The sequence below is a fragment of the [Clostridium] ultunense DSM 10521 genome (assembly GCF_000511955.1).
Classification (GTDB): domain Bacteria; phylum Bacillota; class Clostridia; order Tissierellales; family Tepidimicrobiaceae; genus Schnuerera; species Schnuerera ultunensis.
On record NZ_AZSU01000003.1, the window covers coordinates 805,106 to 827,544 of the forward strand.

Annotated in this window: 18 protein-coding genes, 3 pseudogenes and 1 CRISPR repeat array; of the genes and pseudogenes, 10 read left to right on the top strand and 11 right to left on the bottom strand. The window is 30.2% G+C overall.

The features are described 5' to 3' along the window. The 5 genes and pseudogenes from CUL_RS17275 to CUL_RS0111180 form a co-directional block, all read left to right on the top strand. A pseudogene (locus CUL_RS17275) lies at positions 1-312 on the top strand (ISNCY family transposase); the annotation flags it as partial. Between the two features lie 954 nt (positions 313-1,266). Next, the gene (locus tag CUL_RS19505) at positions 1,267-2,076 is read left to right on the top strand and encodes a DDE-type integrase/transposase/recombinase (protein WP_201767881.1); all 810 of its coding nucleotides are present in this window, start codon (positions 1,267-1,269) and stop codon (positions 2,074-2,076) included. 3 nt (positions 2,077-2,079) lie between these two features. Further along, a complete protein-coding gene (locus tag CUL_RS19510) occupies positions 2,080-2,553 on the top strand; it encodes a Mu transposase C-terminal domain-containing protein (protein ID WP_201767882.1) in 474 nt (157 codons plus the stop codon). A gap of 137 nt (positions 2,554-2,690) precedes the next feature. Continuing rightward, complete coding sequence (locus CUL_RS17285) at positions 2,691-3,359, top strand: ExeA family protein (RefSeq protein WP_201767893.1); 669 nt, start codon at positions 2,691-2,693, stop codon at positions 3,357-3,359. Between the two features lie 672 nt (positions 3,360-4,031). Beyond that, positions 4,032-4,673, top strand: a complete 642-nt coding sequence (locus CUL_RS0111180; protein ID WP_025641771.1) for a GntR family transcriptional regulator — start codon at positions 4,032-4,034, stop codon at positions 4,671-4,673. A gap of 308 nt (positions 4,674-4,981) precedes the next feature. Here CUL_RS0111180 and CUL_RS20210 read toward each other — a convergent pair. Next, positions 4,982-6,507: pseudogene (locus CUL_RS20210) on the bottom strand (IS3 family transposase). A gap of 107 nt (positions 6,508-6,614) precedes the next feature. Here CUL_RS20210 and CUL_RS17295 point away from each other — a divergent pair. The 5 genes and pseudogenes from CUL_RS17295 to CUL_RS0111205 all read left to right on the top strand — a co-directional run bounded on the left by CUL_RS17295 (position 6,615) and on the right by CUL_RS0111205 (position 9,965). Beyond that, entirely contained in the window at positions 6,615-7,109 is a 495-nt protein-coding gene (locus CUL_RS17295; RefSeq protein ID WP_157752652.1) for a transposase family protein, read from the top strand. 11 nt (positions 7,110-7,120) lie between these two features. After that, positions 7,121-7,336: pseudogene (locus CUL_RS20215) on the top strand (hypothetical protein); the annotation flags it as partial. A 21-nt stretch (positions 7,337-7,357) separates the two neighbouring features. Then, positions 7,358-7,519 carry a hypothetical protein gene (locus CUL_RS19770; protein ID WP_236616456.1) on the top strand — a complete coding sequence of 54 codons (162 nt, stop codon included), beginning with the start codon at positions 7,358-7,360 and terminating at the stop codon, positions 7,517-7,519. Positions 7,520-7,582: 63 nt separating this feature from the next. Next, positions 7,583-8,212 (top strand): transposase, encoded by a 630-nt coding sequence (locus CUL_RS0111200; RefSeq protein ID WP_035143071.1) that lies wholly within the window; start codon positions 7,583-7,585, stop codon positions 8,210-8,212. 127 nt (positions 8,213-8,339) lie between these two features. Then, entirely contained in the window at positions 8,340-9,965 is a 1,626-nt protein-coding gene (locus tag CUL_RS0111205) for an ISL3 family transposase (protein ID WP_025641777.1), read from the top strand. Positions 9,966-10,075: 110 nt separating this feature from the next. After that, positions 10,076-12,387: a CRISPR direct-repeat array (repeat unit 30 nt; unit sequence GTTTCAATTCCTTATAGGTAATCTATAAAC). 208 nt (positions 12,388-12,595) lie between these two features. Here the strand turns inward: CUL_RS0111205 and cas2 are convergent. The 10 genes from cas2 to dhaL all read right to left on the bottom strand — a co-directional run bounded on the left by cas2 (position 12,596) and on the right by dhaL (position 22,407). Then, on the bottom strand, positions 12,596-12,859 hold the full coding sequence (gene cas2, locus CUL_RS0111210) for a CRISPR-associated endonuclease Cas2 (protein ID WP_025641779.1): 264 nt from the start codon (positions 12,857-12,859) through the stop codon (positions 12,596-12,598). A gap of 12 nt (positions 12,860-12,871) precedes the next feature. Then, positions 12,872-13,864 carry a type I-B CRISPR-associated endonuclease Cas1b gene (gene cas1b, locus CUL_RS0111215; protein ID WP_025641780.1) on the bottom strand — a complete coding sequence of 331 codons (993 nt, stop codon included), beginning with the start codon at positions 13,862-13,864 and terminating at the stop codon, positions 12,872-12,874. Between the two features lie 15 nt (positions 13,865-13,879). After that, complete coding sequence (gene cas4 / locus CUL_RS0111220; RefSeq protein ID WP_025641782.1) at positions 13,880-14,380, bottom strand: CRISPR-associated protein Cas4; 501 nt, start codon at positions 14,378-14,380, stop codon at positions 13,880-13,882. Positions 14,381-14,391: 11 nt separating this feature from the next. Next, on the bottom strand, positions 14,392-16,704 hold the full coding sequence (locus CUL_RS0111225) for a CRISPR-associated helicase/endonuclease Cas3 (RefSeq protein WP_025641784.1): 2,313 nt from the start codon (positions 16,702-16,704) through the stop codon (positions 14,392-14,394). 16 nt (positions 16,705-16,720) lie between these two features. Beyond that, a complete protein-coding gene (gene cas5b / locus CUL_RS0111230) occupies positions 16,721-17,437 on the bottom strand; it encodes a type I-B CRISPR-associated protein Cas5b (protein WP_025641785.1) in 717 nt (238 codons plus the stop codon). Positions 17,438-17,447: 10 nt separating this feature from the next. Then, entirely contained in the window at positions 17,448-18,329 is an 882-nt protein-coding gene (cas7b, locus tag CUL_RS0111235) for a type I-B CRISPR-associated protein Cas7/Csh2 (RefSeq protein ID WP_025641789.1), read from the bottom strand. Next, the gene (locus CUL_RS0111240; protein ID WP_097677638.1) at positions 18,313-20,259 is read right to left on the bottom strand and encodes a TIGR02556 family CRISPR-associated protein; all 1,947 of its coding nucleotides are present in this window, start codon (positions 20,257-20,259) and stop codon (positions 18,313-18,315) included. The genes cas7b and CUL_RS0111240 overlap by 17 nt, the downstream gene beginning before the upstream one ends. Before the next feature lie 15 nt (positions 20,260-20,274). Then, the gene (gene cas6, locus CUL_RS0111245; protein ID WP_025641792.1) at positions 20,275-21,012 is read right to left on the bottom strand and encodes a CRISPR-associated endoribonuclease Cas6; all 738 of its coding nucleotides are present in this window, start codon (positions 21,010-21,012) and stop codon (positions 20,275-20,277) included. Positions 21,013-21,477: 465 nt separating this feature from the next. Further along, positions 21,478-21,765: a dihydroxyacetone kinase phosphoryl donor subunit DhaM gene (dhaM, locus tag CUL_RS17300; protein ID WP_051403542.1), complete on the bottom strand. Its 288-nt coding sequence runs from the start codon at positions 21,763-21,765 to the stop codon at positions 21,478-21,480. A gap of 9 nt (positions 21,766-21,774) precedes the next feature. After that, the gene (gene dhaL, locus CUL_RS0111255; RefSeq protein ID WP_025641794.1) at positions 21,775-22,407 is read right to left on the bottom strand and encodes a dihydroxyacetone kinase subunit DhaL; all 633 of its coding nucleotides are present in this window, start codon (positions 22,405-22,407) and stop codon (positions 21,775-21,777) included. Positions 22,408-22,439: the final 32 nt, after the last annotated feature.

Consider the following 22,439-nt stretch of genomic DNA (forward strand, 5'->3'; position numbering starts at 1 on the left):
AATAGACATTTTCAGGTATTAAAAAGCCCTGGATTGCCTGAAATCCCAAAGAAATCAAAGATCACTGTTATAATCAGTACTTCAGTAGGAATTAAAGCAGAATACCAGGGCAATGTTTATGAAGTAATTAACTTCATAAAGCCTAAAAGAAAACATGAAACCAAGCAGAATAAACTTAAAACTAAGTATATACCTCCAGATGACCACTATTTCAAATATGGCCATGATAAATTTAAAAAAGTCTATTTCGATGAAAGTTATGAGGAAGTACTCAGTGTCCTAGAAGAAATATTTTTAAGCAAATACGCTTAATTTCAATGTTTTAACATCCTTTGGGGCTAGTTGCAAAACAAGCTAGTGAAATTTTAAATGTCAAGGACAAGCTTTGCTTGTTCATTTTATCCTTGACATTTAAAATTGAACAGCTACAATATCAAAGCCCCAAAGATGTTATTATTATATCCTAATACTGACATTTTTAAGCGATAATTAGCTTATTTTTTACTGACATTTTCAAAAGTTATTGACATAATAAAGATTCTTTTTATCGCTATGGTAAAGATAGAGATGGTTATCAAAAATACCTTTGCCGTAAATGTAATCACTAAATATTCTATTCATAGAATTAGTATCCTTCGTGTTAAATGTCCTTCCTGTGGCAAACCCATGCTGTTTTACCTAGTTTCCTTATTCCATATTATCAGTACTCCCTTGAATTTATCTTTGAATGTCTATATTTATCTTTTGTTATAAAGGATTCATATTCAAAGATAGTTAATCTTTTTAATAGTTTAAATTCTGATTTATCTCTTAGGGCCTCGAATATATCCTCTTTTAAGAAACGTATGAATGAGAATAACTCTATTGTTAATTCTTTCTTTGCTAATTTTGATTCCCTTTATTATAATATGAATAATCTTTAGGTATCATCTATTCTTGAAAAGATTAAGGTCTTTCCAAAGGATATCCTTGATTTTAACTCTACCTTCTTTAAAATGATGCCTAAGTATTTCTTCTCTAAAGTTTAAATCTATTACTCCAAGGGATAGCTATATCTATTTCTATGATTTACTTAATCTTTTATGTCCTTCCTATCTTTTTTATCGTTTTTTATATGACTTTTTATCTTTAAACCAATTTATTTGGTCCTTTTATTCTAAGTATTTATCCTAATCTTATCTGTTTTTTCATCCCACATAACCTTTAAGGGGTAAGAGCTGTTATTTTGCTAAAAATACTGGTAACTAAATACATGGAGGTTATTTTATGGATGAAAATTTAAGACAAAGTGTTGCTCTTTTTAGGTATTCCTTAATTGCCCCTTTAGTTACTGGAACCTTTACCCAGGTTACGGCTAAGGAATACCTAGAAGAAGTATCTGCTAAGGAGTATACCACTCCTCTAAGTACTCGGGAATATGCTCCTGCCACTATTAAGGAATGGCTCCGTCTTTACAGACGTTATGGTATTGATGGTCTTTATCCAAAGATACGGTCTGATAAGGGAAAGTCTAGGAATTTGCCTGATGAGGCTAAGGAGTTTATTGTATCTACTAAACTAAATTCTCCTAAAAGAAGTGCTAAATCTATTTATCAGGAGTTAATTGCTAAAGGTCATGTAAATTATTATGAAATATCTTTATCTACTGTTCAAAGGTTTATTTCTAAATCTAATCTTTCATCTAAAAAACTTGAAGGTGTAGAGAGACTTGCTTTTGAATTTGAGTCTCCTAATAAATGTTGGCAATCTGATATTTCCGTAGGTCCTTATCTTAGTATTAATGGTAAGAAGCATAAAACTTATATTATGGCAATATTAGATTATTCAAGTCGCCTTATTATTCATACTGAAGCCTTCTTTAAGGATAATCTCTTATCCCTTTTATCGGTGCTTAAAAAGGCTGTTTCTAAAAAGGGTATTCCTAAGAAACTCTTTGTTGATAATGGTAAGGTTTGCAAGAGTGTTCAGATGCAATTTATTTGTGCAAACCTTAGTACCATCCTGTCTTTCGCAAGGCCTTATTCTCCAGAATCTAAGGGTAAAATTGAAAGGTGGTTTAGAACCCTTCAAGATTAATAGATGAATGTTATCAATTGGAATGACTTTTCTTCACTAGAGGAATTAAATAAATCTTTGTCTATGTATGTTGAAGAAAATTACAATTCTAAGGTTCATTCTTCTATTAATGAAAAACCTATTGATAAATTTATTCGTTATATTAATTTAATCAAGTTTATCCCTATGAAACAGGAGATTGATTATATTTTCCTTTACAGGGTTACTCGTAGGGTTAAGGAGGATTCTAGTATTTCTATACAAAATATCCTTTTTGAAGTTCCTCAAAAGTATGTAGGAAACACTATTAATATTAGGTATGATTCTATATGTATGGGTAAAGCATATATTTTTTCTGATGATAATCTTCTGCTTGATACGATTTATTCAGTTAAAAAAATTGATAACTCTAAGATTAGAAGAGAGCATAATTTTAAAAATGTTGATTTCTCTTCCTTTAATCCCAATGATAAAGAAAATGAAAGGAGTATGAATTAGTATGTTTAAAATTATTATGGTTTATCTTATGATCCGTTTTTAAAGTCTATTGAAACTAAGGACCATTTTAAGTCTCAGGATTTTAATGAGCATTAAGTAGATTAGAGTTTTTAAAAAATACTAAGGGATTTGGTTTAATCACTGAAGAGCCTGGTGTAGGCAAATCATTTCTCCTTAGATATTTCGTGGATTCTTTAAACCCAAATTTGTTTAAGCCTGTGTATATTCCTATTTCAACTTTAACGGTTATGGATTTTTACAGAGCTTTATGTAATGGTCTTGGGATAATTCCAGCCCATAAAAAGGTTCTTATGTTTAAACAGATTCAGGAATCAATCTATACCTATCACCATAGCAAAAATATTACCCCTGTAATTATTGTGGATGAGGCTCAGTTCTTAACTAATTCTGTGTTAGATGATTTAAGAATCATTTTTAACTTTGAAATGGATTCTAAAGATTATGCTATTTTAATTTTATCAGGCCAAACTCCATTTATTACTCAAATTAGCCGACAACCTCACGAAGCCCTTAGGCAAAGAATTGTTGTAAATTTCCACCTCAAAGGCTTTACAAAGGATGAAACTAAAGAATATATTGCATCTAGGCTAAAGTCTGGCGGTTGCCATGAACCAATATTTACAGATAGTGCTTATGAATTACTATATTCTAGTACCAATGGCTCCATCAGAACATTAAACTCATTGGTAAGGATGTGTTTAATCTCCGGAGCTAATGAAAAGCTTAAGTCCATTGATAATGAAATTGTATTTGCTGCTCAGAATGAACTAAATATTGTGGCTTAAGCTTTAAAGATGTGTATTCTTCCTTAGGGAGGACAGGACTCTGTAGGGATACAACCCGAGCGCTCTAAGGAAAATTATACACTTAATCTCCCCTTCCTTGGGGAGAAGGCACATCTTTTTTAAATATTAAGTGGTTACCTTCAAAGTGATAAATCCTAGGGGTTTAAGGGGATTAGTCCCCTTTTTCTATTTTCAAGGTGCAACAATTTGACTTATTTTATTAATATTTAGTGATCAGATTATTTAATCTACGATTTTATGTATATTTTACCCTAAATTTAGGTGAATTTAATTTGACTTTCCCGGGGTGAAATAGTGTGCTGCGTAACATATATTGCTTCCATTTTAAATAGGTTACCCCAATAAATAATATAATAGATAACAAAATAATAGAAATTTACTATATTCAATTCTCCCTGCTATTATTTATTTCAAATCAACTCTGTTTAATTATATATTATATATTATATACGGAATGTGTCAAGCAATTCTGTATGTTTTTATATTTCTGTATTTGGGCATTTCACATCTGCTGTTCATAACCAAGTATCCCACCCCTATTATTCTTTTTATACAATATATTCTAATAAAATATTGATTTATTAGTCATATTGATATATTATAGAATTGTAATATATTATATATTTATAAATTGGAGGGATTGGAAAGGTTATGACTGAATATGCATCATTAAAAGATCATGTATATAAATATATTGCTAATAAAATACAAAACGGGGCATTATTACCAGGAGAAAAAATAAACGAGGCTGAGATTTGCGAAAAGTTAAACATAAGCAGGACTCCTGCAAGGGAGGCATTAATTCAATTATCTTCGGAAAATATGTTAGAATACATTCCGAGGAGGGGATTTATAGTAAAAGAAATCGATACAAAAAGAAAACTTGAAGTATATGAAATAATAGGTGTGTTAGATGCTTTAGCAGCAACTTCGGCAATAGATAATATTACGAGTGAGGATATTCTAAAAATGAAAGAATTAGTTGACAAAATTGGCATTTCAATAAAATATACCAACTATACCGATTATATGAATTTTCAAAATGAATTTCATGATATATATATTAAAAAAAGTAATAATGAAACTTTAATAGAAATGTTAGACACGTTAAAAAATAATTTTATTAGACAATCATATTTAAGTGAAGATAAAGAAAAATTATTTACAGTATTAGAAGATGTAAATAAAGAACATAAAGATATAATATCCTGCTTTGAAAGAAAAGATATGAAAAAATTAGAAGACATTTTAAAAAACAAACATTGGTACACTGCTTATATGGATATGATCTAAATAAGCAGCTAAAATCTAGAATCCAGTCATAATTCTATATTGACCGGATTCTAGATTTTAAAATGCAATCCTTTTTCCTTTATACCTACTAGGGTCCATTTACAGTTCCAAATCATACGATAGTTCTAATTTTCCAATCTCATTCTATCATAAACTTTTCTCTATCATATAAAGTTAAAAATTAGAGTTTTGAAGTATTGTATTATATAAGATTAATAATATATGTATGATATCCACCTGCAAAAGACAGTTAAAAACCATTTAAATATAGATGTATGGGAGTGCGGACAAAAATTTGGACTTTTAATTTATGCAATAAGGCCAAGCTTTTGTCTATACTCATAGGGACTCAATCCACCCAGAGATTTTTTAATTCTTTTTTCATTATACCATTTTATGTATCTATCTAGCAGATTAATAAAGTAATCAATTGTTACATCTAACAATGAATTACAATAAAACATCTCATTTTTCAACCTTCCAAAGTATCCTTTACATGCTGAATTATCTGGGGAACACCCCTTTCTAGACATTGATTTAATTAGTTTTGCATCATCCATTCGTTTTATCCAACCAGGCCATCTATAGTGTGCTCCTCTATCTGAATGAATAATAGGATGATTATCTGGTCTTAGTGTTGCTATCGCATTGTCAAGCATTGTATTTACCAAATCAGAGTTTGGGGATGTCCCAATTGTCCAGCTTACAACTATACTATCAAAATAATCAACAATTGGTGATAAATACATTTTTCCTGCAGGAATATGAAATTCTGTTATATCTGTTAACCATTTTGTATTAGGCTCAGTAGAATGAAAATCTCGTTGTATTATATTGTCCACTTCCGGGCTTATTTCACCCATATATGATGAATACTTCTTCTGTTTTGGTTGATAAACAATAAGCTCATTCTGCTTCATAATCTTTCGTATTACTTTTTCTGATATAACAATTCCTTTATTTTTTAAAGCTAAATATATTCTTCTATACCCATATGCTTTATAATTATCATTAAAGATATCTGTTATATCTTCTCTAAGTTGAGCGTATTTGTCCCCTTTTGCCAGCTGGGCTTTCTGATAGAAATAGCTGATTTTTGGAAGGTTAAGAAAACGGAGTAACTCCTTTAATTTATATTTATTTTTAAGGGCATCAATCACTTCAGTTTTTTCTTTATTCGTTAGTTTTTTCGGATTGATGCCCGGATCTTTTTTTATTATATCTGTTGTCTTTTCTAAGATATCTTTTTCAAGTTCTAGCCTATGAATTTGCTCTTTAAGGCGCTTAACCTCCACTTCAAGACTTTCTTTATCATTTGGTAATCTATTCTTGGTTTCACTATCGCAGTCGCCTCTTTTCCTAATTGTTGATTCTTCCAGTTATATAGAGTTACTCTATCAACTCCTATATCATCTGCAATATCTTTAACTGATTTTTCGCGTAGAAGAAGTTTTTTTACTGCCGACTTCTTTTGCTCTTCATTATATTCTACCAAGGATTTTTGATATGAACAATCTTTTTGTTGACCTGGAATTTTTTCATCTATCCAAACTTTAAGAATAGCTCGGCACGGATAGCCTAATGCAGCAATGGTCTTAGTAGCATTAGATTCATGGTCAAAATAATACTTAATAGCTTTTTCTCTTTGCTCTTTAGTATATTTTTGCTTTCTAGTGTATTTGCTTTTAAATTTGCCACTATCTCTAAACTCGTAGTACCATTTTCTCAAGGAATTACGAGATAGATACCCAAGGGTATTAATAGTTTTTAAAAGTTGTTTATCGTATTGAATATATAAATCCACAGCTTTTTTCTTTTCTTCTAGTGTATACATCAAAATCCTACTTTAATTTGGTCCAGAATTTTGTCCGCACACCCTTCCTCATAATTGGTTATTGTAAGGATAATTGCCAGATGATAGAATTTAATTGGGTGATAACAATGAAATATAAATTGATTAAAGGCATGTTTCCTGAATATTTAGAAGAGAAATCAATTCAAGTTAATGAAGATAAAATTATAATATATCTTTTCAGTAAAAGAAAATCCTGTAATTGTCCATCTTGTAATACTTCATCTTCGACAGTAGCAACTTATTTTACCAGGAAAATGCAGGATTTAAATATTATAGATAAGCCTTTGTTTTTAGTAATTAGGCTTGCAAAATACAGATGTGAAAATCCAGATTGTAATACAAAAGTATTCAGCGAGAGAATAGAGGAGCTTGCTGGGACAAAAGAACGTAGAACTAAAAGATTGAATGAAATGCTGACTAAATTCTCTTTAACACAAAGTGCCGAAGCTGCTGCTAGGAGATGTAGTGATATTAATATCAAGGTGTCTGGGGATACCCTTTTGAGGTTATCTAAGAAATGGGAGCCTTCCATAGATGAAGATTCAATTTATTCTATCGGAATCGATGATTTTGCCTTTTAAAAAAACATCATTACGAAACGGTTATAATAAACTTAGATACTGGAAAAATAGTTGATATTTTAAATACTAGACATCCAGAAGAAATTCAAGAGGTACTTAATAGATATCCAAATCTCCATACTATTCCTAGGGATAGGGGCTATTCCTACAGAGCTGTATCAAAAGAATGTAACCATATAGCTGATAGATTCCATTTAATTATGAATCTAAGTGAAATAATATCAAAGGAAATAAAGAATAAAATTCCTATGTATATCAAAATAACGAATATGCAAAATGAGATAACAGATGTAGAAGCTAGGGATAGAACAAGGGAATTCACAGATAAGCAAAAAGAAAAACAAAAACTAATATTGGAGATCAAAAGAGAATCGGCTAAAGGAAGGTCCGATAGAAGCATTGCTAAATAATATGGAATAGATAGAAGGACTGTAGCAAAGTATGTTAACGTTACTGATATAGAAGATGTCAGTGTGTACAATACCAGTAATAGAAATTATAGCTATCTTGACCCGCATAAGGATGAAATTATTAAATTGTATCTACAAACAAGAAATGTCTCAGAGGTTTATAGAAGGCTTAAGGAAAGAGAAATTATCCTTACATATTCAAATCTCAAACATTATATATCAAAAATTGAAAAAAGTAGTATGTTGAAGGAAGATGATAAAGCTAAAAGTCAGAAATCAAAAAAGATAAGTAGAAGTCAGGTCATTAAATATTTATTTAATTGGAAATGTAACGAAGAAACTAAAACTTATATTAAAGAGATTCTAGAACAATACCCAGTGTTGAAAATATATAAATCATTTTATCAAAGATTCAAGGAATATTTGATAAATTTAAATATTTTATGTTTTATAAACCTATTAAGTTGCAGTTATGAGGATAGCTGCACAAATAAATTTATATCATCTTTGAAAACTGATTGGGAAGCAGTAATAAATGCTGCATCATGTCATTTAAACAATGGGGTAACAGAAGGAAATGTGAATAAAATAAAACAAATTAAAAGGGATATGTATGGCAGAGCAAGTTATGAGTTGTTGAGAAAAAAGTCATATATCAATCCTTATTTTCCTAACCCAATTAACCGATTATGAGGAAGAACCTGAAAAGTGGTTCTCTTGCAAACTTGGTGATGACAAAAATGGAAAATATTTATCAATAACTTTAATACATCCTCTTTAATATAATTTAAACATAATTATTATATTAAAGGGGATAAAGATGGAAGATATAAGGATTATACATCAGTTTGAAGAAGGTAATAAAACATTCATCATAGCAGAAAGTGTTAAAAAGTACTGTAAATGTCCTAGTTGTGGAATAGTTTCGGATAAGATACATTCTAAATATACTAGAAAGATGTTTAATGGTTCATTAGATGGAAGCTCTCAGGAAATTATATTAATAGCCAGAAAGTTCAAGTGTAAAGAAATATTTTGCAACCAGGAGATTTTTACCGAAAGATTTGATTTTATAGATCCTTATGGACGATTACCCAACAATATTATTGAGATAATCAAGATCCTGGGGCTATCAACCAGTGCAGAAAAAGTTTCTAAAATTATGAGTAAGCTTGGAATTAAAATTTCCCATGACACCGTATTAAGGACTTTAAGAAAGTTACCAAAGGGTTTAAATAAAATTAATGAATCCGTTACTAATATTGGAGTAGATGATTTTGCTTTTAGAAAAGGCAAGAATTATTGCACATTAATATGTGACATGGACAAAAGAAAAGTATTAGATATACTACCGAGTAGAAATAAAAAAGACCTATCAGAATGGCTGAAAAACTACCCTCATATTAAATTAGTAAGCAGGGATGGTTCTATAACATATGCATCTGCCATTAAGGAAGCTTTACCAAAAGCAGAACAAATTTCTGATAAGTTCCATCTAATAAAAAACCTTCTAGATTCAATAAGCCAATATATTAAAAGGAAATATCCAAGGAAACTAGTAATCTCAAGCCGCAATGATGATATGTGTAAAAGTGACATAGGTAATCAGAATAATGTAATTGTAATTGATAATAGAAATCTGAAAAATAGAATTAGAGAAGAAAAAATATCCGCTAAATGGAATTTAATGATGGAGATAAAAGAAAAACACAAAGCTGGGATATCAGAAAGACAACTTGCTAAAGATTACTCAATGTCTAGAGAAACCATAAGAAAATATATAAGGGCTAAAAAACCTGTTTATTGGCCTTCTGGCTATAAGAGAGGAAGCAAATTGGATCCATATAGAGAATTAATCGTGGAATTATTGGACAACGGTAATACCCATGAGGAAATATTAAATATTCTAATACAACAAGGTTATGATGGTTCAAGGTCTTTAATTTCCACTTATATAAACAAAAATGGACTTAAGAAAGGAATATATGACGATAAAAAAGGTATAAGTTACGATGAAAATAAAAGTGAAGGGAGAAAGAAAAGTATTTCCATACACACTGTAACTAAAATAATATGTAAAAACGATTCCAATCTTACTAAGGACGAGCTCAATATTTTAGAAAGCCTTAAAGAAAGCTACCATAAGCTTGTAGAATTAAAAGAGCTGATTGACAATTTTAAGGGTATGTTCTTAGACAACAAATTACCATTGGAAAAATGGATGACAAAAGCAAGGGAATTTAATATTCCTGAATTAAATTCTTTTGTTAATGGAATTAAAAGAGATATAGATTCAGTCAAAAACAGTTTTACTAGTAGCTATACAAATGGATTGCTAGAAGGAATAATCAACAAAATAAAAGAAATTAAGCGTATGAGTTATGGAAGATGCAAGTTTGATCTTTTGAGGATAAAGGTATTCAATCACCAGGAAATATTTGGTTAAAATGCTAATAATTCTTATGTGCTTAATGAGGCTACATTAAAATCACCAAAATTGCAAGAGAACCAAATTTCAATTGACAAATACACAGGTGGGATTTTTTATTGGGGGGAGTTTCAATTCCTTATAGGTAATCTATAAACTTTCAGTTCTAGGATTATCCCTATCTATTTTTCCTACGTTTCAATTCCTTATAGGTAATCTATAAACTCGCCTGTTTCGTTACTTACGATCTTGCCATCATCCATGTTTCAATTCCTTATAGGTAATCTATAAACTAATTACAGGAAATCAACTAAAATACCAAACAATTCAGGTTTCAATTCCTTATAGGTAATCTATAAACTAGATTCAATCAAGGTTCTTGCTACATATTCAGGAAAGTTTCAATTCCTTATAGGTAATCTATAAACGGGAAGGCAGTATTTATGAAATATCTCTAGCACAAATACGTTTCAATTCCTTATAGGTAATCTATAAACATAGTAGCATAGTATATGGGTAGAGCCGATCTGCCCAAGTTTCAATTCCTTATAGGTAATCTATAAACAAATTAACAATTATTGGTATAGCAGGTATAAAATATGTTTCAATTCCTTATAGGTAATCTATAAACGGGTTACTGGGTTTATATGGTGAAACTATTGAGTTTAGTTTCAATTCCTTATAGGTAATCTATAAACCAAAATATTGACATAGCAGCAGATGCAGATGTTGACTAGTTTCAATTCCTTATAGGTAATCTATAAACCCGGATCCTTTGACTTCTATTGCTACGAAGTGACCATGTTTCAATTCCTTATAGGTAATCTATAAACTGTTTATGGATTCGGGTTATGGCATGAGTGACACTTAGTTTCAATTCCTTATAGGTAATCTATAAACTTGAGTACATTATAGATTTACAAAAACAAGGTTTTACGTTTCAATTCCTTATAGGTAATCTATAAACGAACATTTCTACTAATCATATTTCTATTTGGAGGTTTGTTTCAATTCCTTATAGGTAATCTATAAACAAACCTTACTAATGTGTCCCATACCACAAGCAGGTTCGTTTCAATTCCTTATAGGTAATCTATAAACTGGAAAACAATATGAGATATATAAGGGATTACTTTGGGTTTCAATTCCTTATAGGTAATCTATAAACTTTCATCTTTAATAATTAATATAAAAGCATTACTATTGTTTCAATTCCTTATAGGTAATCTATAAACTTTATTTTGGATGTTTAATCAAGTTTGGCGATTTTGAGTTTCAATTCCTTATAGGTAATCTATAAACGTGAGCTTTTAAATAGTTGTTAGAGGAATTATATCGCGTTTCAATTCCTTATAGGTAATCTATAAACCATCGGAAGCTGAGGATATCAAACAATTAGCACTTGGTTTCAATTCCTTATAGGTAATCTATAAACTGGTTAGTTACACCTTGGCTGAAATTTTCAAATGGTAGTTTCAATTCCTTATAGGTAATCTATAAACTATGAAGATGTATTTGATATAACAGATGATGAGTATTGTTTCAATTCCTTATAGGTAATCTATAAACGTATAGACTGTGAAAAGAGACATCCTGGATGTCACGAGTTTCAATTCCTTATAGGTAATCTATAAACAAATGTTAATGTGAATACACAAGAATTGCCAGATGGGTTTCAATTCCTTATAGGTAATCTATAAACAAATACAGTTGCAGTTCCATTGATTTCGTCAACATCAAGTTTCAATTCCTTATAGGTAATCTATAAACAAGATGACACAATGGAGATTATAGGCAACAAATGGGAGTTTCAATTCCTTATAGGTAATCTATAAACGCAAAAAAACCATCTTCATAATCCTGGATCTGTTCTAGTTTCAATTCCTTATAGGTAATCTATAAACAAAATATTACATTGATAGATTATATTAACAAAACCTGGTTTCAATTCCTTATAGGTAATCTATAAACACAGGGGAAATGCCATTCTCTTTAAGCAACTGCAGCAGTTTCAATTCCTTATAGGTAATCTATAAACTTATGAAGCTCACCACCTCACCAGATAGCGTGTCAGAGTTTCAATTCCTTATAGGTAATCTATAAACTAGGTTTAAATATCCCTAAGTCTATAGCTCTACTTCGTTTCAATTCCTTATAGGTAATCTATAAACAAAAGCAGGTTCAAGTTCGCCTTGCCTTACTAAGATTCGTTTCAATTCCTTATAGGTAATCTATAAACAAAAGATATATGGTGTAGAAATAGACGAAAGTAATTCGTTTCAATTCCTTATAGGTAATCTATAAACCTGTTCCTACTTCTAGCACTGGTTTCCCTGAGATTTTGTTTCAATTCCTTATAGGTAATCTATAAACACAATAACAGTGGCGCCTTGCACTTTATGATTTGGTCGTTTCAATTCCTTATAGGTAATCTATAAACTAATTCTATACATTGATATTACTATGTTTCTCATTTTTTGTCAAATATGAAACATCTGAATTTTCAATACTATATTTTTTCTATTTCCCTATATATCTATTGAAATCTACACATTTGTTATAAAAAATAAATTGTCGTCGATCTCCAGGGGGTTTTGCACTACCTGGGGTCGACGACAGTTTTGTATCTTCATTTAAAAAACTGTGTATTACAAAAAGTTGTCCTCTCCGCCTTTTTTTATACCCATTATTTCTACATTTGAATACCTGGTAGTTCTAAAGGAATATATTATTACTGAATCCTTTTCTTCATCTATTATTGATTTCAGTTCAAGTTTTAATTTCACTAAATTGGCATTGGAAATTTCTCCTTCAAATACTGAATTTTGTACCCAATATAAATATTTTCTGCACGTTTTTAAGACTTTTGCAACTCTTTTTACTTCTATATCATAAACTAATATTACAAACATTTGTATCACCTATTACCATCTTGAAACATAGGGCTCGTATTTAGCTTCTCCGATTAAATGCTTTTCTAACTTATATAGCTCCATTCTTATTAGTCTCCTGTAAGATACATTTCTTCCTAGTTGCCTATGTTTTATAGTAGACGAAAGCTTTTTATCAAATTCTTGTACAAAGGTTTTACTACCCTTATCTTTTAATAGAATTCCACCTATATCAGGTTCAAAATCATCCTTTGTTATCATTTTTTTGCCTATAAGAGTAAAAATTATTCTATCTATAATAATAGGCTTAAATACCTCTGCTACATCTAAATTAAGCGTAAATCTCCTAAAGTTTGTAGTATGTAAATAGCCTATTCTTGGATCTATATGGGTTCTATATATCTCGCTTAATATTAGGACATATAATAGAGAATTCCCAAAACTAATTAAGGCATTTAGTTCATTCTTAGGTGGCTGCCTAGTTCTTTTTTCAAATGTAAAATCATTGTTATCTATTATCTCATCAAAAGCCTTATAATACATATCTCTCATATTTCCTTCAATTCCCATTAATTGATTAGTAGTTTTACAATGATGTATTTCTTCATATAAAGATATTATAGCATTTTCGATTTTTTCTAAGCTCCTACCTCTATTTTTATAATACCTAATTACATTCAACATATTTTTGCTACTTCCTTCAACAAATTTGCTAGCAATAGCCATTCTTTTATTGACATCTAAATAATGTTCTGCTTGCATAAGTATCATATACCCCGAATTTAAATATTCCCTAGGATAATAGGTGCCAGTATAATAACCATAATAATTGAAAAAATGCATAAGTATTCCCTTCTGAGATATATATGTTAAAAGGCTTTTGTTTAGACTTACTTCACCAAACACAAGTATATCGCTTATATCTTCTATTGGAATATATCTTTTATTCATGTCGGTTTCAAAATATAAGGTATTATCTTTCCTTTTTATCTCTCCATCGTTAAAGATATATATTGTCTTCTTCATAGAATTATCATCTCCTTAAGACCAACAAAATTCGGCATAGGCACAATTCTTACACATATTAATTTTGTTTGGTTTTGGCGGATAGGGCCGGTTGCATATTTCCATAATATCTTTTTCAGCTCCTTCTAACTCTTCTATAAGCTCGTCTGTTAATTCTATAGTTTCTCGCTTTCTTTCCTGCGGAAACATAAGTACTCCTCTTCCTTCTAATCCATTCCTTTTAAGTTCTAATAAATAATAGGCCAGTTGCATCTTTGAACTTTCTATGAATTTTGAAGATTTTTTTATTTCCCCTATCATCAAATAACCATCTTTTTTATCAAGTACGTCTACTTTTATACCTCCGATAGAAATTTCCTTTTTCTTTCTTTTATAAGAGTTTTCATGCATGAACCGTCCTATATCAATATTTGGATCATCCTGGTCTGAAACAATATTATGGGCCATAAGCCAGACTTCTCTTTTGCAAATATAGTAATACCATATTAAAGTTCCACCCACTCTTAATGCTTCCAAGTAATCCCCCCTTAAAATATCATACATTCATCCTCTTTATCTCTTATAAAACCTGTCTTGTCATCATAGAATAACTCTATTCCTTCTCTAGGTAGTAAAATGATTCCATTATTCGTAGTAAAACTTCTAAAATATTTGTTGGGAATAGAGATTGTATAATCCTTCATATCTCTTTGAATATCTAAATATAATTCTCTTTTTTTATTTATATTTTTTATGTTGGATAACTTTAAATAGTTTTCATATGCCCTTTCAGCCCTATCATCGTATATAAAGAAGACATCCATATATCCAGGATTGTTTTGTATTAACGAAAAACTATTAATAGAATATTCTCCTTCAGAAAAGTCCAATACCTCAATTGATTCAATGAATTTTGTTGATACTTCTTTAGATTTATTTTGTTTTACTTTGGTAAAATAATCGTTTATAATTCTATAATATTCTTCTTCAAAAATTTTCTCCTTGTTTTGTAAAATTTCCTTTGAAATATTTATTAAGCTATTTCCATAAACATAATTGCCAAAATTTTTCCCTGTTTCATCTACTATAGAATATATATATACATCCCCTATTTTATTTTCGTTATTTCTATTACATCTTCCAGCACATTGTATAATTGAATCTATAGGCTCTATATCCCTTATTACTATGTCAAAATCCAAGTCTACCCCTGCTTCAACTACTTGAGTTGTAACGAGTATAATATTGTCTTCGTTTCTAAGGCGTTCCTCTATTTCTTTTATTCTCCCCCTTCTGTGTACTGGAAGAATATTGGTAGATAAATAATATACATCCCTATCTAAATGACATAATTCTCTATATACTTCCAAGGATTGCTTAATGGTGTTACAAACTACCATATAAGATTTCTCTTCTAAATTATCGATAAATTCATCTACAAATTCCTCTATAGTAATATTTTTTAATCTGGGTATTAATCTAGTTCTTCGGAAAGATTTAAAATATTTTTCATTGTCTTCTAACAGTTCTAGGGCATGGGTTAATATTAAAGGCTTTGTTGCCGTCATAATGATTATTTTCACATCTAAGTATTCACAGGCTTTTCTCAATATAAAATCCACTAGTTGAAAATATTTTATATCTATAGCTTGAATTTCATCTAAAATAATAATCGAATCTTTTATAGAGTTAAATTTTTTTAGCATTCTATTTCTAGAACCTACAAGAGTCTCTAGAAGTTGAACAAAAGTAGTAACTACTACTCCACTAGACCAATTCTCTATTAACAATTCTGCTTCCGTTTTGGTATAATCTCTATATTCACTCTCATATTCTACTGTTGACAAATTATGGTGCTTAATAATATAACTACTAAAATTCCTTTGAAAATTATCTACACCATTAAATATATCAAATAATACATCGTAATTTTGTTCTATAATGGATGTAAAGGGCAATGAATATATTATCTTTCTATTTCCTCCAAGCATTTCATTCAACTTTAAAGCTGCAAAAAAACCTGTAACAGTTTTCCCTGTGCCTGTCGGAGCAGTTATAGAAAATATATTGGATTTATTATAATTCTGTTCTACCTTCTTTAATACCTTTTCAAAGATTTTCGTTCTAATTTGGTTTATATCATTAGTGGGTTTTCCAAACTTCTTTTCTCTAATAGCATTTAATGTTTCAAAATTTCCATACATTTCTTTAGGAGTAAAAGTATTTGAAGCACTTATTTTATCTGCAGAAATTAAAGCTGAATATAATATTTGGTGTATAAAATAGTTCTGGTGAGACTTTAAGCTTCTTACAGACAACAAGTCCAATCTTCTAAGTTTTGCTAATGTGTTTTCTAAAATATTTTCCTTTAAAATAAATTCTTCGAATTCCTGTAGGAAATTAAGGTTTTCCATATCTGGCTTTATAAATTCCATATTTTTATTCATATTCTCTATTTGCTTATATCCTATATCTATTTTCTCCACTACCTTAATAGGAAAATTTGTCCTTAACACATCTTTGAATTTACTTGGTAAATTAGTTGAAAAGCTTTCTAAATTACCATGATGATGTAAAATTGTATTGTATATAATCAAGGGAAGGATATTCCCTTCCCCATATCGTTTTAAGCCTATATATCCGCCAAATACAGCAGATATAAATCCATGATTTGATAAATTGGTTTTTTTCTTATTCCTCAAATATTCTTGAAAATAAGTAGTGTATTTCCCAAAATCGTGACATAAGGATATTATTTCATAGGCTTCTCTATATTCATCTGGAACCTGTGCTTTAGAAATATCCCTAACTTCAATTAAGTGTTTTATCATTAATTTCCCTGGATGGGAATAATATTTCATGCTTACCACCTTCATTCTATAGAAATACTATATTTTCCCCATTGGAAAGTCTGGCATATTTACCATCAATTTTAGCTTTTAGAAACTTCCCTTCGTCTTCGTAAATATAGGTTGTTACTTCCTCGATTGTTCTATCTTCACCAAAATCCCTCGGCATCCTCTCCTTAATTAAATAGCCTTCCATATTATTAATATCTATATCTTGAATTTTATCGTTATTAAGGACTGTAGAGATAGGCACATACTCATTGCTCTCATTCCATATCCATTCTAATTTATCTATGAAATCTATATAGCAGCTAAAAGGAGCACTGCCAAAATAAAGGGGAAACACTGGTCTATTCTTCATGATTCTTTTACTTATTTCATCTAATATTTCTTTGTCTTCATGGGTTATGTAAAATCTATAACGAATATTGTTATATCCAACTAGCAATTCAAAAGGAATCTGGGTATGCTCTTTTGGTGAGTTTAACTCACCTGAGCTGGTAGCTTTCATATAGTTGATAGATTGCATTACTTTTCTAGTTCTTCCCATTTTCCTAACTGCTACATGTAAGTTAGCTGCATCTAATATCTCATAGTAACTATCCCTTTCATAGCCAAGCAAAGCAGCAATGATCCCTTCTATGGTAGTTCTAGGAGGTACCGAATAGGATAATGAGGAAGAATTAGTATAGAACTTTCTAAAGTGGGCGAACTTGCCCCATAACTCAAATATTACTATCGCCATAATCATCACCTTACTTTACCTGTTTTAGTGGTAAGTCCTTGAAAGCCTCCTCAAACTTCACCTGTTGGCCATCTAAAATTAGCTCCAGCTTTTCATCTGCAAAGTAATACAAATTCTTTATTTTTTCTTTATTTTCATTCAATAGTTTAACTAATCTATCTATTATTAATGAACATTCATTTATATCTCTAATATTTGGAACGTTTTCTCTTAATTCAATATAGTCCCTATAATCTCCTAATATAGTTTCTTTGTCCATATATTCAGTTCTAATATAAAGCCTTGGGTACTGTCCGATTTTGCTTCTGGTTGCAAGGTTAGGAATAGCATATTTCATGGCCTCATCTAGTAAATATAAATCTTCATCCTTAAGCATAGTTTTTTCTGCCCTATTACCACTTACTACCCCAGAAAAAGCAATTAGTGAATATTTAACCCTGTAATCTTTACCAATTGTTCCTTGAGTAGCTCTTTCACTGGCTGAAAAGTGAGAGGTAATACTTGATTCAAGAAGTTCCACTTTATTTAAGGAATATCCCCAATTAAATTGTATGGGACCTATAAAAGTCTTATTGTCTCGTTTAACCGTCATAGTGGCACCAAACATCCTCACATCAGTTAAGTTGTCTAATATCCATTCATTTGAAGAATCCTTTAAATCCTTTATTCTTTTATCAGCAGTTACTGGCTTATCGTCTACTCTTCTAACGAATATATCATGACCTTTTGCATGTATAAAATCTCTTATATATCTTTTTAGTCTTAAATCTGATACTAAATTCATCTCCCGTTCATAATCCATACGGGGCCTATTCTCCTCATCTGGATCCCCGTTAGGATTAGTAAGTTTTGCATCATAAAGATATAATATTTCATTATTGGTTATGGTCATTTAAAACATCCTCCTTCTCTCTTAACATTGGAATAGTAGTTGCAAAAGAATACCCTGAAAGAAGATAAAACAAACTTTCGTCTTTATTTAATTTCCAGTTGTCAATATTTCCATCTAAGAGTCTTTTCATTTCAAAGAAAGTCACTTCATTGTATTGTCGTATCTTTTCTTGATTTAGCTTGTTAAATACATCCTTTGTAAGCCTAATAATCTTTTGCTTGTCTATACCGTTAAAATTAATTTTGTTAAGTATAGGTTTACTTCCTTCTTCTGTTCTCTTATACTGAACATTTCCTATTTCTCCTATTAAATAACCTAATAAAAACATTGCAGTTTCCTGTTCGTCATACCCTATTTTTTCAATATAATTTTTAATATTGTCTTTAACCTTTAATTCAGATACATCCAAACCTTCTCCCTCCTTTAAGCAACCCATATATTCAAGAAATTTAATGTACATATTGGCTCTCATGACATAGAACTCTAATATTTCCTCCTTTGGATTTATATTATAAGAATCCTTAGAAAGTCTTATTATTTTTATACATTCTATTAGATTTTTTATAAGATGTTTTTTATTCAATTTTTTACCAGTAAGTATAGCATCATACGTCTCAAGAACATCTCTATATTCAACAGCTTCTCCACGGCTTATTCTTATAGGGGTCATGAAATATATTGTACTTAGAGTAATTGCACCTCTATATTTCTGTCCTAAAACTTTTTGTAAATCTAAAAAAGCTTTCTCTGATGAAATTCTAATTTTCTCAAAGATAGAAGGATTTATGTCTTTTATAAGCCTTTGTATCTTTGTTGCTTTTTGGCTTCTTTTGAAAAACATGAAGTTTAAAAGAAAATAGCTACTTTCATCTCTTAAATCTAATGCCCCTGATATTTCATCCCTTAAACCCCTCATTCCTTCATAGGATTTTACGGTATTAAAAGAGTCAACTATCTTATTAGCAGCTATATTTAAATCATTTTCATTTAAAGGTTGTCCATAAATAAATTGAGGGATTATATATACATCAAAAGCTGCAAGTCTACTAGCTAATCTATTCATTATATAGTTTTCGCCAGCTAGATATTTAAACATACAATCTAAGCACATTTGCATGTTTTTATAATAGTTTTTTGTGGATACATCACTGGCAAATATAAGTTGATTAGTCGTATAAAATTTAATTTTCGTCTTAGTCATATCATGGGATATATCTTCGGTACTGCCGCAAATACAACATACTCCATTGTTTCCTTTGCCATCTTTAGATTTCGGTTTCTTAGACTCTATTACAGCATTCTGATACTCCTTGAAATTTGATAAAGGTTTTCCATCAATAAATATAGTGTATAGACCTATATCCCCTGGTTCTATTCCCTTTTCTTCTTTTAGATATTTGTCAAACTCTATTTTGATTTTCTCTAAAAGTACCTTTCCCAGGTTTTTTTCATTATCTAATTCTGATTTTGTTTCTTCGAAAAGGTTTTCCATTGTTTTATCAATAGTTATACATTTTTCTAAATCTAAAGCATACCGATATTTGGACTTCATTCTCTCTCCAAAATCTACATAGAAATTTTTAAGTATTTGTTGGACTTTTTTATTTAATTCTAATCCTAAATCTATTTGAGAAAGATTATAGAGAGTTTCTGTTAGATGATAGTTACTAGATGTGCTAGATGCGTACCATTGTGCAGCATTAGAACCGTCTGCTGATCCTACGAAAGTATATTTCTTTGCTGTATTGCTATCCATTTCTTCATTTACGTCAATTTCTAACTTATCTTCTTCTAATAAAAAGTTAAATTTTAATACATTTAATTGTTTATTCCTTCTCTTAGGTTGAAGTTCTTCAATGAAGTTTTGTATGGGGTCATCAGATTTTAATACTTCTCCCATTTGTATTATTCCTTCAATGATGGTTCTCACCTCCTGATATATTTTCTATATCAATTTAACACAGCCAAATCCTTGGCTGTTTTTACTGCCTAAACCCGTGTCTACACCTAATTGAAGCAAATCAGGTGCGCCTTTCATTGCAAATTTTCCTGTATACCCTTTTATAATAAAACCTTTATAGCTTACAACTGACAATCTTGTAGCACCTAAAGGTTTTATTTCTACCCCTACTTCTGGTGGTTCTTCTGAATAAAAAGCCTTATATTTATTTTTTAGATTGTTTTCTATAATTTCTGAAAATTCTTCTTCTTTTGGGTTGAAATAATAAGTAAATTTTTTTCCATCTTTTCTATATAATGTGCTATATGTAGAAATTGGTGATAAAGTACGCACCTTTATCTCTTCACTGTTTACATTCTCTTTTTCAACAGCTAGTTGCTTTACCTCTAAATAATTGTTTCCCAATTGTACTTTTTGACGCCTTAAAAAACTGTTCCCTATAGAATTGGAAAACTCGTCATAGTGTGAAGATATGGTAAGTTTTATGGGACCATCAAATATTATTAAACCACTATCTCTATCTTGGGTATAGCTTCCCTTTATCCTAGAAAATGTAAACATTTTAAATATTCTTTTCTCATTCTGGAAACCTTCTTCATGCAGAAAGTTTGCCAGTTCTTCGTCTAATAATTTGTATATCATACCTTGAACCATATGATTATATTGTATTGGTAACACTGTATTATCAGAATCAATAGGATTAAAAGTAATAATTTCCTTCATTATAAAACCTCCAAAAGTAAAAAATTATGAGATTATATATTATTTCTACAAAAGTTCCAAAATTCCTCTATTTATTTCTTTATTTCTTATTTAATTTTTCCTAGTTGAAATATGTTTTTATTAATTATCTCAAGAGTTTTAACTCCTTGTAAATTTTTTAAAACAAGAAAGTTGGATAATTGATTTCTGTCTTCATAAATTTTACTTTAAAACCTCATAGGTATTAACCATTCTACAAATTGACATTACTATGGTAAGCATCTTTTGTCAAAAAAGAAAAATAAATTGTCGTCGACCCTAATAGTTTTCACTATCTGAAATCGACGACAGATTTTCGTATAGACAATTGGAAAGTATATCTATTAAACTTTTCTAGTAGTTCTAGCTCCTTCCGCTACCTTATTTATTTCTTCCATATTGTTTGATATAGAGGTCTGAACTGCAACAGCTATGCTGCCTTCTACACTAGGTGTATCTAATATAAAAGTCTTTTCCTTTATTTTTTTCCACCATTTCAATAGCTAGTTCTGAACTCATAATTGAACTTCCTATATCTGTAAAGATTAAGACTCCATCTACATCATAGGCTTTCTCTATGGCCTTCTTTATTAAGATAGGATCTGTACCTATCCTACCATCTGAAGTGCCTCCCACTGGTATTATCCTTAAATCTTCTCCTACCATTTCATAACATAATTCTACAACGCCTTCTGAAATTTTTTTGCTATGAGATACGATAACTAAACTAATCATAATTATCTCCTAAATTCCCTCCAATACTTCATTAATTGACTTAATTAAAATAGAGGTAGAAGTAGCTCCAGGATCCTGATGTCCAATACTTCTTTTTCCTAAATAACTAGCTCTTCCTTTTTTGGCAATTATAGTTTTAGTGTATTCTACACCTTCTAATGCAGCTTTCTCTGCTTTTTTGAATGCAGCTATTGTATCTTCTCCTTCTTGATAAGCTAATTTAAGGGCATTAAATGCAGGTATTAGAGCATCTAAAATGGTTTTGTCCCCATGGTCGGATTTCCCTCTCATCTTTATTCCTTCTATTGCTTGCTCAAATATTTTTATCACATCATTTTGATCAATTTCCATCTTTCCATCTACAACAGCAGATGCCCTTAAGAAGGCAGTACCATATAAGGGTCCCGATGCACCTCCTACTGTAGATATTAAAGTCATAGCAATAGTTTTAAGAATATGGCCCCAATCCTTCTCCTTAATCTCTTCTAATTTATCATTTACAGCACTAAAACCTTTGCTCATATTTATACCATGGTCTGCATCTCCAATAACTCTATCCAATTCTGTTAAAAATTCCTTATTTTTCATGATGTTCTTTCCCATATTCTCTATTATCTCAATTAGCAAATCTGTGCTACACATAATTAACCCCTCCAGTTATTAAATCTATAGTT